Raw genomic sequence first — 14,386 nt, forward strand, 5'->3', positions numbered from 1 at the left:
CGGAGCGGCGAGCAAATTCCCGGCGGGGAGGCCGGATCATCCTTCATCCGCGCGGCACGTCCACGGCGCGGGGGTGCTCGGCGACGGCCAGCCGGCGGGCCCGCACCAGCGCGACGGCGAACGCCGGGACGGCGAGCGCGAACAGCGGCAGGCTCGCGCCGGTGGCGGGTTCGAGCACGACGAGCAGCACCGGCAGCGCGAAGCCGAGGTAGGTGCCGACGTAGAAGACGCCGGTCAGCGTCCCACGTGAGGTCTTCGGCGCGAGCGACTCGAGGTCGAGCAGGCCCTCGCGCAGGCACAGCCCGTACGCCACCCCGAGCACGGGTGCCGCGACGGGCAGCAACCACAGCGGCGGGTGCGTCCCGCCGGCGCCGACGAGGAGGAACCCGAGCCCCGCGAGGACGGCGCCGACCGTCCCGGCCTGCGGTCCCCACTCGCGTCGCCGCGCCGCCGCCTGCACGACGATCCCGGAGCCCAGGGCGAGCAGCGCCGCGGCGCCGGTCAGGGCCGGACCTGCGTACTCGCTCGAGATCCGGGCCGGGAAGGTCACGAATGCGACTGTGACGCAGGCGAACACCCAGGGCGCCAGCGGTAACGACCAGGACAGCGCGCCGGCGACCGACCGGTCGTGCCCCGGCACGACCGGTTGCAGTTCCGCCGCCGCGTAGTGCGCGGACCGGCTCCACACCGCCGCGGCGGCGACAGCCGCCGCCGACAGCACGGCCGAGAGCACGAAGGGGAGGGAGAGCGGTCGCGGACCGAACTCGGCGAGCAGACCGGACACGAAGGGCCCCAGGGCGAATCCGGAGCTGAGGGCGACGCCGGCGAGCACCGTGCCGACCTTCCCGCGCAGATCCGTGGCCCACGCCGTACCCGCACCGATGGCCAGCCCTGCGCCGATCCCGACGACGAGACGGCCCGCGACGAGTCCGGCGGCGTCGTGCCGGACGAGCAGCAGCACGGTACCGGCGAGGGCGATCGTCGCGCCGGGGAGCACCACCGCGGCTCGGCCGACCCGGTCCGAGAGAGCGCCGCCGCCGACGAGCCCGGGCAGCAGTCCGAGCGCATAGATGCCGAACACCGCGTCGAGCAGTGCGCGCGAGAGTCCTTCGTGCTCGCGCAGCACGGGGATCATCGCGGCGAAGTGGTTCGCGGCCCATCCGGTGGTGACGAGGACGGCCAGCACGCCGGCCAGGGCCCGGCTCAGCTGTCGTGCCGATGCTGCGGTCATCCGTCTGTCCTCTCGTCGGGGCCGGACCGTCACGCTAACCGATCGGCCGCTCGGGCCGGACAGGCGGATGCTCCTGTGACATCGAGCGGCGGCGATCAACCCAGTGCCGCCAAACCAGTGTCCAGACAGCCGAGTATCCGCTGAAGGTGTGGAACGTTGCGCCGGCAGGCGATCAGGCCGAACTCGATGTTCTCGGCGTAGCTGAGGACTGTGATATTCAGGGCTTGGCCTTCCACTGGCATCGACACCGGATACCAGCCTTCCATCATGGCGTCGCCCCAGAAGAGTCGCGTGCGCGGCCCGGGCACATTGGAGATCACCACGTTGTACGGCGGCGCCGCGATCGACGTGAAGCCGGGCACGGCGGCCAATCCGGTGGGACCGATCGCGGTCAGCATGCCGATCGTCGAAAGGTGGAGTGCGCTGCGCCCGCGCATCACCTCCTTGGCGGCCAGCATGGAGGCCCGGATGCGGTGCAGGCGTTCCACCGGATCGGCGACGTCGGTGGCCAACCGGCACAGCACCATCGTGACCGCGTTGCCGTCACCGTCGGTACGCGGCAAAGCCACGGGCACCGCGGCGACCAGTGACTTCTCCGGTAGGTCGGCGGTGCTGGAGAGGTACTCGCGCAGCGCGCCCGAACACATCGCCAGCACCACGTCGTTGATCGTTGCGCCGTGGCGCTCGGCCACCGCGGAGATCGCGGCCATCGGCCACGACTGGGCGGCAAAGCGCCGCGCCCCGGTCAGCGGGCGGTTCAAGACGGTCTTCGGAGCGGTGAACGGCAACGCCGCATCGGGTGTGCGCAGCCCCTTGGCGACCACCTGCGCCGCGGCGGGCAGGGCACCGGCGAGGTCCTTGACGAATCCGCGCGGGCGGGCCGGATCCTGGGCCGGCCGCGGCCGCGGGCCCCACAGCGGGCGCGGTGTGCTGGTCGGCTGGTCCGACAGCATGGCCGCGGTGTTGCGGACCGCGTTCACACCGTCGGTCAGCGCGTGGTGCACCTTGCCGTACACCGCGAACCGGTTGTCGTCGAGTCCCTCGATGAGGTGGAACTCCCACAGCGGCCGGTGCCGGTCGAGCAGTGTGCCGTGCAACCGTGCCACCAGGGCCAGCAGTTCACGCACCCGGCCGGGCCGCGGCAGCGCCGACAGCCGCACGTGGTAGTCGAGGTCGACGTCGTCGTCGTCTGCCCAGCGCAGCGCCCCCGCCAGCGGACCCGGCCAGGCCGGTTTGCGGCGGTACATCGTCGCCAGCTCGGTGCTTTCGAGCAACCGCTGATACAGATCGTGCACGTAGTCCGGCGCAGCGCCGTCGGGCAGCCGGAACACGTGCAGGCCGCCGACGTGCATGGGGTGTTCACGGGTTTCCGACGCCAGGAACATCGCGTCGGACGGCGTGATGAATGCCATGGTGGTACCTCGAGCGAAATGTGATCGGTGTCGAGCGTCAACGGCTCGGCGGAACAGTGACAGTCGGCAGGGGGCGCGTCGGTTCGAGGACACGGGTCAGGAAGTCGATCTGGTCACGCAGCAACCGTTGTTGCCAAGGACCGTCGTAGACGTCGAAGTGATCGACGGGGTATTCGCACAACAGTGCAGAAGCTCCGGCTCTCTTCGCGGTCCTGCACGCGGCAGCGGGCGGGGCGACACGGTCATGTGTCCCCACCTGCAGGAGGATCGGGCAGCCGAGGCGGCCGGCAGAGGTGACGGGACGGTTCACGGCCACCTCCAGTGCTGTACGCGCGCAGATCTCGTTGCGCCACGTCGCGCCGGCGATCGAGGTGTAGGCCTCCTCGGCACCGGAGGTGCTGATGATCGCCACGTTTCCCGGCTGTGCCACCACCGGGATGTGGTGCGGTCGCCGCCCGGCGATCCGGCGAACAAGGTCCCGCAGCCCGTGGCCGATGGTGCGCACCAGTTGACCGGCTCCGGCGTAGCGGACGATCTGCACCGCCGCTGCCAACCCGTCGGTCGCCGGGGTCATCGATACGACTGCCGCGACCCGCCTGTCCTGGGCGGCGACCGCGATGACATGACCACCGGAGTACGACGTTCCCCACAACGCGATTCGATCGGCGTCCACGCCGGGCAGATGACGGGCGGCGGCGATCGCCGCGTGATAGTCCTGGCGCTGACGCCGGAAGGAAACATCCTGACGCGGTGTTCCTTCCGAGTCGCCGAAGCCACGGTAGTCGAACACCAGTACGTCGATTCCGTTGTCGGCGAACCCCTCGGCATAGCCGATCAGGCCGGTGTCCCGGGTGCCGCCGAAGCCGTGGGCCATTACCACGCACGGGCGGCCGGCCGTGCCGGCCAGCACGTCGGAGTTCGCCGGAATATGCCAGGCCGCGCAGGCGACGCCGTGACTGGGGAAGATCAAGTCCTTCTTCATCTCGGTCGCTCCGTTCCTACGACGTGACCGCTGTCGTGCGGCTGGGCGCGAACTCGAGCGCCGGATCCTCGACCGGCCCGCGACGCAGCCGTTCGACGTCCTTCTCGTAGGCCATCTGTACGGTCCACGGGCCGCTGGTGCCGCCGCGCGGGAACTTCGCGACGGCCCGCTGGACGTATCCCGAGCTCATTTCGACCACGGGGACACGGTCCATGTGCGGATCGTCGAGCACTGGTTCGACGGTGCCGTAGCCGTGGCTGTCCATGTAGTCGAGCAGCCGGCAGAAGTGCTCGCACACCAAGTCCACCTTGAGCGTCCAGGAGATGTTCGTATAGCCCAGCGCGAACACGAAATTCGGGACACCCGACAGCATCATCGCCTTGTAGACCGTCGTGTCGGGCAGATTCACAGGCCGTCCGTCCACGCTCAGCGTGATCTTGCCGAACGGTGCCATGTTGAGCCCGGTCGCCGTGATGACGATGTCGGCGGTCAACTCCTGACCCGATTCCAGCAGAATCCCCTTCTCGGTGAACCGCTTGATCCGGTCGGTCACCACCGAGGCCCGGCCGGCGGATATCGCCTTGAACAGATCCCCGTCGGGAACCATGCACAGGCGCTGGTCCCACGGGTTGTATCGCGGGGTGAAGTGGGTGTCCACGTCGAAGTTCGCCGGCAGCTGCCGGCGAACATCGGCGATCAACAACTTGCGCATGAGCTTGGGCGCGCGCCGGCAGGCCTTGTAGATCCCGCGGTTGAGCATGATGTTCTTGCGCCGGATGATTCGGTGCGCGCGGGTGGGACCCACCACCTTGTTCAAGGTGTTCGCGATCGCGTCTTCGGCCGGGATCGAGAACACGTAGCTCGGCGAGCGCTGCAGCATCGTGACGTGACCGGCCTTGCCGGCCATCGACGGGATCAGCGTCACAGCGGTCGCGCCGGAGCCGACGACCACCACGCGCTTGCCGGCGTAGTCGAGGTCCTCGGGCCAGTGCTGCGGATGGATCAGCCTGCCCGTGAACTCCTCCGCGCCCTCGATTCGAGGCGTGAAGCCTTCCTCGTAGTCGTAGTAGCCGGTGCCCAGGAACAGGAATCGCGCGGTGAAGTGCACGGGTTCGGCACTGCCTGCCTGCTGCGCGGTGACGGTCCAGATTCCGTCCGTCGAGGAGAACTCTGCGCCGCTGACCCGGTAGCCGAAACGAATGTGCTCTTCGAGCCGGTTCTCGGTGACGGTCTGCCGTAGGTAATCCATGATGATGTGCCCGTCGGCGATCGACTTCCGATGTGTCCACGGCTTGAATCCGTAGCCGAAACTCGGCATATCCGAATCCGAGCGGATGCCCGGGTAGCGGAACAGACTCCACGTGCCGCCGATCGAATCCCGGCCTTCCAGGACCGCGAACGTCGTACCGGGACGGCGCGTCCGGAGGTGGTAGGCCGCACCGATGCCGGAAATGCCGGCGCCGACGATCAAGACGTCGAAATGCGTGTCTTCCGTGGGGCGACCGCTCTGTTCGGTGGTCGTCGGGGTACTCATGGTCGGTCTCCTCGAGCGGTGTGCTGATGTGTGACGGCGTTCACATTAGAACCGCGACTGCACGTGCTGACATGTCTGCCGGCACATTCTTTTCCTGCCGATGTGTGCCGTGGCACACTTGAATCGTGCTCCGTGAGGCAGTGGCACCCGAAGTTCTTTCTCTCGTCGGTGACGTCGCCGAACTGATGCTGCGCGAAATCGATCAGCTCGTCGCCGAGATGGACGCCGCCGAGGTGGCGGTAGCCCCGATGCTGGGCGCAGACGCGGCGATCGCCGCGGAGATGTCGGCGAGCAATCGCGCCAACGCCGCGCGCCTACTGACCACCCTTGCCCGGCGTGACGCCGGGGGTGCGCCGATCGACGTGCCACCCGAAGCCCTCGACATCGTCCGCACTGTCGTGCGTCGCGGCATCGACCTCGAGGTGATCTACCAGGCCTACCGCCGGGGCCAGAACGTCGCCTGGCAGCGGTTTCTGGCCCATGCCGGACGTATGGTCCCGCCGGGGCCGCAGTTCGTGACGTTGTTGGAGGTCACCTCGCAGCTGATGTTCGACTACGTCGACCATGTGGTGAGTCGTGTCATCGCCGACGCTCAGCGGGAACGCGAGGAGGTGCTCGGCGGCGCGCTGGCCCGCCGCGCCGAGACTGTGCACCTGATCCTCGACGGCGCCCCCGTCGACCACCGCCGAGCCAGTGAACGCCTCGGATACCAGCTCGCTCGCCACCACACCGCACTCGTCCTCTGGGCCGAACCGGCGAGCGGCACGCAGGGGGCACTGGAGTCTGCCGCGACGCTGCTGGCCCAGGCCGCCGGCGCCCGTACGCCACTCACGCTGCCCGCGGGCACCTCGACGCTGTGGGCGTGGCTGGGCACCGGATCCGAACCCGCACTCGATGCGCTGCGCGAAGCAATAACCAAGGCGCAGCCGAACATTCGGGTGGCCGTCGGTCCCGTCCGAGTGGGCATCGACGGCTTCCGTCGATCACACGACGCGGCACTGGCCATGCACCGCCTGCTCAGCGGGCAACGCGGCGGCGACCGCGTCGCGCTCTACCGCGAGTTCGAAGTCACCACGTTGGCCGCTCGAGACCTGGATCGCGCGGCCGAATTCGTCGCCACGACGCTGGGTCCGCTCGCTGCGGACACACTCGGTGCGGCGCGTCTCCGCCAGACATTGCGGGTGTTCCTCGAAGAAGCCGAAAACGCCCCTCGCGCCGCCGCCCGCCTGCACACCCACCGCAACACCGTCCTCCAGCGTGTCACCCGGGCAACCGAACTGCTCGGACACCGCCCCGGCGCGCGCCGGCTTCCCGTCGAGCTAGCGTTGGAGTTGGCCCACCATCTCGGGCCACGAGTCCTGGCCCGTGAGTGAGGGGCGACGACCGCGCTCGATGGTCGGTCTCGACGCCCGGTGGGTCCAGCGTCCATCCCGCTGTCAGCGCAGCACCTCCCCGGCGGTCCGCCGGACGACGTCGGTGAGTGCGTCGAGGACCGGCGACTCGAGCCGCCAGCGCTGCCAGTACAGCGGCACGTCGAACGGATCGTCCGCGGCGAGGAACACGAGTCCGTCGGTGTGGGTGAGCATCGGTTCCGGCAGCATGCCCCAGCCCAGACCGAGCCGCGCAGCCTCGACGAACTCGGCGGCGCCCGGCACATAGTGCCGCGGCGGATCGAGGCGGTGCCGGGTGCGGCGCCGCAGGAACCGGTCCTGCAGGTCGTCCTTGCGGTCGAAGGTGAGCATCGGGGCGTGCCGCAGGGCCTCGGCGTCCGGTCCGCCGGGAAACCAGCGGTCCGCGAAGTCGATGCTCGCCATCGCGTGATACCGCATGGCGCCGAGCTTTTCGGAGACGCATCCCTGCACCGGTTCGGGCACCGACGTCACGGCGGCCATCGCGGTGCCGTCCCGCAGCCGCGCGGGGGCGTGGTACTCGTCCTCCCGGTGCAGTTCGAACAGGGCGCGGTGGCGCTCGGGCATGCGGGCCAGGGCGCGCAGCATCCACGTCGACATCGAGTCGGCGTTGACGACGAGGGGAACCGACACGTACTCGTCCCGGCCGGCGGTGAGGCCGAGTGCCTCGGCGGTGTCCTGCTCGAGGCGCGCCACCTGACGGGCCAGTCGCATCACGGCCTCACCGGCGGCCGTCGCGGACACCGGCCTGGTGCGCCGCACCAGGACCCGGCCGACGTGCTGCTCGAGCGCCTTGATCCGCTGGCTCACCGCGGAGGGGGTGAGGCGCAGAGCCGCGGCCGCGCCGTCGAAGGTGCCCTCGTCCAGCACCGCGGCGAAGGTCCGCAGCTGCGCGAAGTCCAGATCCACGTGAAGAAACTCTAACGGTAGTGAAGAAAAATCAACTGTTCTTCATCGAGCCGGATTCCTAGCGTGGGAGACATGCACCTCGTCGTCGCCGGATTCTTCACCGGCCTGTCGCTCATCGTCGCGATCGGTGCGCAGAACGCATTCGTGCTGCGCCTGGCGATCGCCCGGCGGCACGTGCTGCCGGTGATCGCGGTCTGCGCGCTGTCCGACGCGATCCTCGTCGCCGCCGGCATCGCCGGCATCGCCACGGTGCTCGACCGGGTTCCCGGCGCGCTCGGGGTGATCCGCTGGGCCGGCGCGGCGTTCCTCGTGGGCTACGGCCTGCTCGCGGCGCGGCGGGCGCTGCGTCCGGCGGCCCTGACCGCTGCGGCCGGCGGTCCCGTCACCGTAAGCGCAGCACTGGCCACCTGCCTGGCGCTGACCTGGCTCAACCCGCACGTCTACCTCGACACCGTGCTGATGCTCGGCTCCGTCGCCAACCATCACGGGGACCCGGGACGCTGGTGGTTCGGCGCCGGCGCGGCGCTGGCCAGCGTCGTGTGGTTCCTCGGGCTCGGTTACGGAGCCGCGCTGCTGCGCGGGGTGTTCGCGAAACCCGCCTCGTGGCGCGTGCTCGACGGTGGCATCGCCGTGCTCATGGTCGGCCTCGGCGTCGGCATGGTGGCGGGCTGACGCCGAGGCAGCGTCGATCCTCGGTCAATCCTTGACCAGCGCGAACCGGCGGCCGCTGATCTCGCTCGCGGTGACCTCGACGAAGTTGTACTTCGGAGTGGGCACCCAGGCTTGCAGCCCCAGTTCCTCGGCCTCCTGGATCTCGTTGTAACGAACCAGGTTTCGAGCCCGTCCGTGCAGCACCACGCTCCAGGCCCGGTCCTGCTCCACGTGGTCGGCTTCGAAGGCCACCTCGGCGTTCAACGTCAGTTCGACCAGTTTGCTGCCCTCGGCCGTCCGGAAGTACAGCTTCCGGTCGCGCACCGCGTAGTTGATCGGGAAGACGTCGGGCCGTCCGCCCGAGACCACGACTAGCCGGCCGATCCGCTCGGTGCCGAGCAGCTCCCAGCTCTCCTCGTCGCTCAGGACCACGACGGGATCGTCGACGTTCGGCTCACTCATGGCTCCTCCGATCCGGCGGCGTGCGCCTCGATATCACCGCCTCCAGCACATCACGAATCCGGGCGCGGCACAGGCGGATCGTGCGTCGAATCGCGCGGCATCCGTCACATCGATAGCGTGGGAGCCGCCCGACCTCACCGAGGAGCGTGCGAGATGACCCTGGCCACCACGTGGCACACCCGCGGCGCCGACGCCGTCGCGGCGGCCCTCGACGTCGACCCCGCGGTGGGGCTGTCCACCGGCGCGGTCGAGGAACGCCGGCGCGAACACGGGCCCAACGCCCTCGTCGAGGCGCCGACCGTGCCCGGCTGGCGCAAGGTGCTCGCCCTGCTCGCCGACCGGATGACCCTCGTTCTCGTCGTCGCGGCCGTGGTCAGCGCCGTGGTCTCGCGCGAATGGGAGACCCCTGTGGTCATCCTCGCCGTCATCACCCTCAACACCGTCCTGAACTACGTGCAGGAGCGACGCGCCGAGAACAGCCTGCAGGCGCTGCGGCAGATGGCCGTCGACACCGCCCGTGTCCGCCGCGACGGCCGCGAACAGCACCTGCCGCGCACCGAACTGGTGCCCGGCGACGTCGTGCTCCTCGAGGCCGGCGACTCCGTGCCCGCCGACGGCCGGGTCGTCACGGCGGCACGGTTGCAGGTCGCCGAGTCCGCGCTCACCGGTGAGTCCCATCCCGTCGACAAGACCGTCGAACCCGTCGACGACGAGCAGGCCCCGCTGGGCGACCGCGCCGACATGCTGTTCATGAACACCGACATCACCCGGGGCCGGGGCACGATGGTGGTCACGGCCACGGGAATGCAGACCGAGATCGGCGCGATCGCCACCCTGCTCGGTACCGCGGGGGTGGAGAAGACCCCGCTGCAGCGCCGCATCGACCAACTCGCCAAGACCCTCACCGTCGTCGCCCTCACCGTCGTCGCCGTCGTGTTCGTGCTCGGCCTGCTGCGCGGGCAGTCGTGGTCCGACCTGCTGATCACCGCGGTCTCGCTCGCCGTCGCCACCATCCCCGAGGGGCTGACCGCGGTCGTCGCGTTCACCCTCGCGATGGGGGCGTCGCGGCTCGCCGCGCGCGGCGCCATCGTCAAACGGCTCGCGGCCGTCGAGACCCTGGGCAGCACCACCCACATCGCCACCGACAAGACCGGCACCCTCACCCTCAACGAGATGACGGTGCAGCGGCTGCTGGCCCGCGGCCGCAGCTTCCGCGTCACCGGAACCGGATACGAAACCAACGGCAAGATCCTCGTCGGCGACGGGCTGCCGGCCCCGGACCTGACCGCGCCGCTGCTCGGGATGGCACTGTGCAACGACGCCGTCGTCCGCGACGGGGTGCTCGTCGGCGATCCCACCGAAGGCGCGCTGGTGGTGCTCGCCGAGAAGGGCGGCATCGACGTCGAGGGGGCGCGCCTCGCGGTGCCGCGGCTGGCGGAGGTGCCGTTCGACTCCGCCTACAAGTACATGGCGACCTTCCACGCCCTGCCCGAGGGTGGTTACCGGTGCTTCGCCAAGGGGGCACCCGGTGCACTGCTGGACCGCGCCACCGCGATGCTCGACGGGGACGGCCCCGTCCCGCTGGACGACCGCCGCCGCGACCGCCTCCGCGCCGCGGTGCAGGCGCTCGCCGCCGAGGGGCTGCGCACCCTGATGATCGCCGGCCGGGACCTGCACGCGGTGCCGCGGGGCGACGCGGAGGCCCTGCAGCGTGCGGTGTCCGGCCTGACCCTCTACGCCGTGGTCGGCATCGTCGATCCACCGCGGACGGAGGCCGAGCGGGCCATCGAGGTGGCCCATGCCGCCGGCATCGAGGTGCACATGATCACCGGCGACCACCTCGTGACCGCGTCGGCGATCGCCGGCCGGCTGGGCATCGGTGGTGCCGCGGCCACCGGCGCCGACCTCGATGCTCTGAACGACGACGAGTTACGCTCCCGGGCAGCAGATTTCGGAGTACTGGCCCGGGTGGCTCCGGAGCACAAGATCCGAGTCGTCAAGGCGCTGCAGGCGAACGGGGAGGTCGTCGCCATGACCGGCGACGGCGTCAACGACGCGCCGGCTCTCGAACAGGCCGACATCGGTGTCGCCATGGGAATCACCGGCACCGACGTGTCCAAGAGCGCGGCCGACATGATCCTCACCGACGACAACTTCGCGACCATCGTCGCCGCGGTCGAGGAAGGCCGCGGCATCTACGCCAACATCGTCAAGTTCGTGAAGTTCCAGCTGACCACGGCGTGGGGGTTCGTGCTGATCTTCCTCGTCTCCGGGGCGCTCGGACTGGCCGGGGGCGCACCGTTCACGGCGCTGCAGATCCTGTGGGTCAACATCATCATGGACGGCCCGCCGGCCCTCGCCCTCGGCGTCGACCCCACGGAGCCGGGCACCATGTCCCGGCCGCCGCGGCCGGCGCGCGAGCGTCTGCTCAGCCGCGACCGGCTCCGTCGCATCCTGGGACTGGGCATCGTCATGACCGCCGGAACCGTCGCGGTCCTGCACTACGCGCCGCAGTGGTTCCCCGAGAGCGCCGACGATCCGCTGTTCGCCACCACCCTCGCGTTCACCACCTTCGTCTTCTTCCAGGTGTTCAACCTGCTCAACGTCCGTTCGGAGCTCGGCTCGGTGTTCTCGCTGCAGACCCTCACCAACCACAGCATCTGGATCGCGCTGGTCGTGGTGGTCGTCCTGCAGGTGTGCGTGGTCCAGACGGCGTTCCTGCAGGGCTTCTTCGACACCACCGCGCTCACCTCGCAGCAGTGGGCGCTCGCCGTCGGCGTCGGGTCCTCGGTGCTGTGGGTGGACGAACTCGTCAAGGCCACCGGGCGGAGCATGCGGCGCCGGCGTGGTGACCTGCACGCCCGATCGGGTGCATAGTGGAAGTGGTGTCGCCCTCCGACGAGCACCGCAGGACGCGGAGGTGGGAACGATGGATATGGGCTGGATGCACATGCTGCACATGCTGATGATGCAGATGCACCACATGCTGATGCCAGGAATGCCGATGCACCACATGATGCCGATGTGACGGCGGCGCCCGGGTCAGCCGTGCGGGTGCCCGCCCTCGTGCGGGTCTCTGTGCATGCTCTTGTAGAGGTGGTGGCTGTACACCTGGAAGCCGAGCATCGCCTCGGTGTACTCCCGGCGCTCCGCGGTGGTCACGGCGTCGGTCAGGGCGACGATCCGTTCCAGGCGGGACTGCAGCTGCCGGTGCAGTTCGGCGGACAGGAAGGCGTAGAGCTTCTCGATCGAGCCTGTCTCGATCGCGCGCTCGGCGAGCGGGATCACCGGGCCGACGTCGCCGCCCGCAGGCTTCACGCCGGTGAACGAGGCGCCCTCGCCCGCACGGTGCAGCCGGACCACGGTGTCGAAGAAATAGAGATCGGCCACCTCGTGGGCGATCGGACCCTCGGCGCGCGCGGCTGTCGCCCGTTCGAACGCCGTGCGCACCTCGTCCTCGGCTTCGAGGGGAACAAACGGCAGGATCAGCTCGACGTTGTCGTCGCCCAGGGCCGCTTCGGCGGCCTTGACGACGGGACCGTCCATGGAATCGCAATGGGGAGGCACGGAGTGCTCCTTCCGACGATCGGCGAACACGCTCGGTCCCAGGCTAGTGCCGTGGTGTGTCCGGCGTCGAAGGAGCGGGCCGCGAGCGCCTCGGCGGGGTCCGGGCGGAGGCGTGCGGGTCGATCGTGCCGGACGAGGTCCGGGCCGACACCGTACATACGGTACGTACGGCGTGGGAGGTCCGCGCCGCGGGGTCGGCCACGCCCGAGCCTCGCGTCGGCCGGCGGCCGGGTTCGTCGCCGGGATGCGAACGACTGTTGACACGGGGGTGCGCGGCGGCGAACGTGGACGCATGAGGCGACGTCCCCGCGTCGACGTGCATCAACATGTGTGGCCGGCGTCCTTCGTCGACGCCCTCCGGGCGCGCAGTGCGCCGCCCCGGCTCGACGGCTGGGTGCTGCACCTGCCGGGCGAGCCGCCGTACCGGGTCGACCCCGCCGATCATTCTGTCGCTGCGCGGACCGCCCTCGCGGTCCGGGACGGAATCGACCTGGCGCTGGTGTCGCTGTCGAGCCCGCTCGGGATCGAGGAGCTGCCCGCCGAGGAGTCCCGGCCGCTGCTCGACGCGTATCACGAGGGGGCGTTGAGCCTGCCCGACCGGTTCGGGGTGTGGGCCGCAGCCGGTCTCGCCGAACCCGACCCGGAGACGCTGCGTGAGGTTCTCACGGCCGGGTGCGTGGGTCTGCAGCTGCCGGCGACGGCCCTGGCCGACTCGGCGGGCTTCGACCGGTGTGCGCCGCTGCTGGCGGAACTCGAGCGGGTACACAAGCCGCTGTTCGTGCATCCCGGTCCGGCCGCCGCGCCCGGCGCTCCGCCGTGGTGGCCGGCGATGGTGTCGTACGTGACCCAGATGCACACCGCCTGGTTCGCCTGGCACGAGTTCGGGTCGCGCCGGTTCCCGGCGCTGCAGGTGCTGTTCGCGATGCTCGCCGGCCTGGCCCCGTTGCATGCCGATCGGATGGCGATGCGCGGCGGTCCCGGCAGCATCCCCGGGGCCGGGGTCTATGTGGAGACGTCGTCGTACGGACGGGAGGTCGTCGCTGCGGTGACCGCACGCCTGGGCGAGGGCCGGGTGCTGCTCGGCTCCGACCGGCCCTACGCGCCGCCCCTGGTGCTCGGCGGTGCCGCCGGCATGCGCCTGCGGACGGACAACCCGGCGCGCTTCTTCGCAGCAAAAGTGCCTGCGCAGAACTCTTGACGCGCGGACCCGGCCGGGGTGGCATGGTCGTCGTGACATTCTCGGTGAACGCGCGGCAGCGCGGACTGTGCACGGCGTCGGCCCGTGCCGCCGAGTCGTGTCCCGGCTGTCGTCGCTGAATCCGTCCCTGTCCAGCCCAGCCCGGGGCACGTCCGTGCCTCCTCGTTCCAGGACTTCTCCATGCTCTCCACTTCTGCTCTGCCGGCGCGCGCCGACCTCACCTCTCTCGCCCTGCGGATCGCGCACGATCCCGCCCGCTGGATGCCGATCGTTCGATTCGACGAGCAGCAGCGCTGGTACACGCGCCTGGTCGTTGCCGACGACCACGAAGTGTGGCTGCTTTCGTGGCTGCCCGGGCAGAGAACCGAAATCCACGATCACGGCGACAGCGCGGGCGCCTTCGCGGTGGCGCAGGGTGTGCTGATGGAGACCACCGTCTGCACCCCGGCGGACAGGGGTCTCGATGAGGTCGAAGTAGGGTTGTCACGCAAGAGGATTCGCGCCGGTACGGCTCGCGGATTCGGTGCCGATCACGTCCACGAGGTGACGAACGACACGGATTCTCCGGCCGTCAGCATTCACGTGTACGCGCCTGCCCTGACGACGATGAACCGGTACCGGATCGACGACGGGGTGCTCCGGCTGCGCGCATCCGAACGGGCCGGCGCGAACTGGTGAATTCTGTCGCCTGTCCCGGTCGTGTCGGTCTTCGAAGTCTTTGTTGCAGAAGGGTTTCGGATATCGTCGCTGTGGGTGCGGCAGCCGGCCCGCAGCGCGATCTGCTCACCCCGTCCCGGGCGCGGCGGGTCGTGTACCGATCCTTCGCAGGGCGCGGCTCGTGCCGGGGTGGCCGAACTCACGTCCTCTCGATTCGAGGTCGAATCGGCATGTGCAAGAGAATGGAGACTCGGCTGGTTTCGCACGCCGATCCAGCGCATCCCGCACTATTCGAAGGTTCCCGCTCATGACGACGACGGCATCCGCATGCCCACCTGCCTCCGCAGCGCCGGGGGCCGTCCACGAAACCACGA

The 14,386-nt window shown here is 69.9% G+C and carries 12 protein-coding genes; 5 read left to right on the forward strand and 7 right to left on the reverse strand.

Annotated features, from left to right (window positions below; all coding sequences use genetic code 11):
- Positions 1-43 precede the first annotated feature (43 nt).
- The 4 genes from AC2IPW_RS01780 to AC2IPW_RS01795 all read right to left on the reverse strand — a co-directional run bounded on the left by AC2IPW_RS01780 (position 44) and on the right by AC2IPW_RS01795 (position 5,159).
- Positions 44-1,231 carry an MFS transporter gene (locus tag AC2IPW_RS01780; RefSeq protein ID WP_003936909.1) on the reverse strand — a complete coding sequence of 396 codons (1,188 nt, stop codon included), beginning with the start codon at positions 1,229-1,231 and terminating at the stop codon, positions 44-46.
- Between the two features lie 95 nt (positions 1,232-1,326).
- Entirely contained in the window at positions 1,327-2,643 is a 1,317-nt protein-coding gene (locus AC2IPW_RS01785) for a WS/DGAT/MGAT family O-acyltransferase (protein WP_486376145.1), read from the reverse strand.
- A 37-nt stretch (positions 2,644-2,680) separates the two neighbouring features.
- Positions 2,681-3,625, reverse strand: a complete 945-nt coding sequence (locus AC2IPW_RS01790; protein ID WP_486376146.1) for an alpha/beta hydrolase — start codon at positions 3,623-3,625, stop codon at positions 2,681-2,683.
- 16 nt (positions 3,626-3,641) lie between these two features.
- Positions 3,642-5,159: a flavin-containing monooxygenase gene (locus AC2IPW_RS01795; RefSeq protein ID WP_486376147.1), complete on the reverse strand. Its 1,518-nt coding sequence runs from the start codon at positions 5,157-5,159 to the stop codon at positions 3,642-3,644.
- Positions 5,160-5,344: 185 nt separating this feature from the next.
- On the opposite strand from AC2IPW_RS01795, the gene AC2IPW_RS01800 reads away from it, so the two are divergent.
- Entirely contained in the window at positions 5,345-6,532 is a 1,188-nt protein-coding gene (locus AC2IPW_RS01800) for a PucR family transcriptional regulator (protein ID WP_052033976.1), read from the forward strand.
- Positions 6,533-6,595: 63 nt separating this feature from the next.
- Here AC2IPW_RS01800 and AC2IPW_RS01805 read toward each other — a convergent pair whose 3' ends face one another.
- Entirely contained in the window at positions 6,596-7,477 is an 882-nt protein-coding gene (locus AC2IPW_RS01805; protein WP_054374174.1) for a LysR family transcriptional regulator ArgP, read from the reverse strand.
- A 72-nt stretch (positions 7,478-7,549) separates the two neighbouring features.
- Between AC2IPW_RS01805 and AC2IPW_RS01810 the strand changes: the two genes are divergently transcribed.
- Entirely contained in the window at positions 7,550-8,149 is a 600-nt protein-coding gene (locus AC2IPW_RS01810) for a LysE/ArgO family amino acid transporter (protein ID WP_450119563.1), read from the forward strand.
- A gap of 24 nt (positions 8,150-8,173) precedes the next feature.
- Here the strand turns inward: AC2IPW_RS01810 and AC2IPW_RS01815 are convergent, their stop codons facing one another.
- Positions 8,174-8,590 carry a pyridoxamine 5'-phosphate oxidase family protein gene (locus tag AC2IPW_RS01815; RefSeq protein WP_003936902.1) on the reverse strand — a complete coding sequence of 139 codons (417 nt, stop codon included), beginning with the start codon at positions 8,588-8,590 and terminating at the stop codon, positions 8,174-8,176.
- Positions 8,591-8,743: 153 nt separating this feature from the next.
- Between AC2IPW_RS01815 and AC2IPW_RS01820 the strand changes: the two genes are divergently transcribed.
- Positions 8,744-11,467, forward strand: a complete 2,724-nt coding sequence (locus AC2IPW_RS01820) for a cation-translocating P-type ATPase (RefSeq protein WP_486376148.1) — start codon at positions 8,744-8,746, stop codon at positions 11,465-11,467.
- A 165-nt stretch (positions 11,468-11,632) separates the two neighbouring features.
- Here AC2IPW_RS01820 and AC2IPW_RS01825 read toward each other — a convergent pair whose 3' ends face one another.
- Positions 11,633-12,157, reverse strand: coding sequence for a DUF6448 family protein (locus tag AC2IPW_RS01825; protein WP_238586503.1), 525 nt, complete (start codon positions 12,155-12,157; stop codon positions 11,633-11,635).
- 292 nt (positions 12,158-12,449) lie between these two features.
- On the opposite strand from AC2IPW_RS01825, the gene AC2IPW_RS01830 reads away from it, so the two are divergent.
- Together AC2IPW_RS01830 and AC2IPW_RS01835 are read left to right on the forward strand one after the other, a co-directional pair.
- Positions 12,450-13,355, forward strand: coding sequence for an amidohydrolase family protein (locus tag AC2IPW_RS01830; RefSeq protein ID WP_152442235.1), 906 nt, complete (start codon positions 12,450-12,452; stop codon positions 13,353-13,355).
- A 180-nt stretch (positions 13,356-13,535) separates the two neighbouring features.
- The gene (locus AC2IPW_RS01835; protein WP_486376149.1) at positions 13,536-14,033 is read left to right on the forward strand and encodes a cysteine dioxygenase; all 498 of its coding nucleotides are present in this window, start codon (positions 13,536-13,538) and stop codon (positions 14,031-14,033) included.
- Positions 14,034-14,386: the final 353 nt, after the last annotated feature.

Source organism: Rhodococcus sp. NS-SX18, assembly GCF_057367935.1.

What these genes read in the sequence shown, in the direction of transcription:
- AC2IPW_RS01810 (WP_450119563.1), top strand. Translation starts at nt 7,550, where the DNA reads ATGCACCTCGTCGTCGCCGGATTCTTCACCGGCCTGTCGCTCATCGTC.
- AC2IPW_RS01800 (WP_052033976.1), top strand. Translation starts at nt 5,345, where the DNA reads ATGCTGCGCGAAATCGATCAGCTCGTCGCCGAGATGGACGCCGCCGAG.
- AC2IPW_RS01780 (WP_003936909.1), bottom strand. Translation starts at nt 1,231, where the DNA reads ATGACCGCAGCATCGGCACGACAGCTGAGCCGGGCCCTGGCCGGCGTG.
- AC2IPW_RS01830 (WP_152442235.1), top strand. Translation starts at nt 12,450, where the DNA reads ATGAGGCGACGTCCCCGCGTCGACGTGCATCAACATGTGTGGCCGGCG.
- AC2IPW_RS01795 (WP_486376147.1), bottom strand. Translation starts at nt 5,159, where the DNA reads ATGAGTACCCCGACGACCACCGAACAGAGCGGTCGCCCCACGGAAGAC.
- AC2IPW_RS01785 (WP_486376145.1), bottom strand. Translation starts at nt 2,643, where the DNA reads ATGGCATTCATCACGCCGTCCGACGCGATGTTCCTGGCGTCGGAAACC.
- AC2IPW_RS01815 (WP_003936902.1), bottom strand. Translation starts at nt 8,590, where the DNA reads ATGAGTGAGCCGAACGTCGACGATCCCGTCGTGGTCCTGAGCGACGAG.
- AC2IPW_RS01820 (WP_486376148.1), top strand. Translation starts at nt 8,744, where the DNA reads ATGACCCTGGCCACCACGTGGCACACCCGCGGCGCCGACGCCGTCGCG.
- AC2IPW_RS01835 (WP_486376149.1), top strand. Translation starts at nt 13,536, where the DNA reads ATGCTCTCCACTTCTGCTCTGCCGGCGCGCGCCGACCTCACCTCTCTC.
- AC2IPW_RS01790 (WP_486376146.1), bottom strand. Translation starts at nt 3,625, where the DNA reads ATGAAGAAGGACTTGATCTTCCCCAGTCACGGCGTCGCCTGCGCGGCC.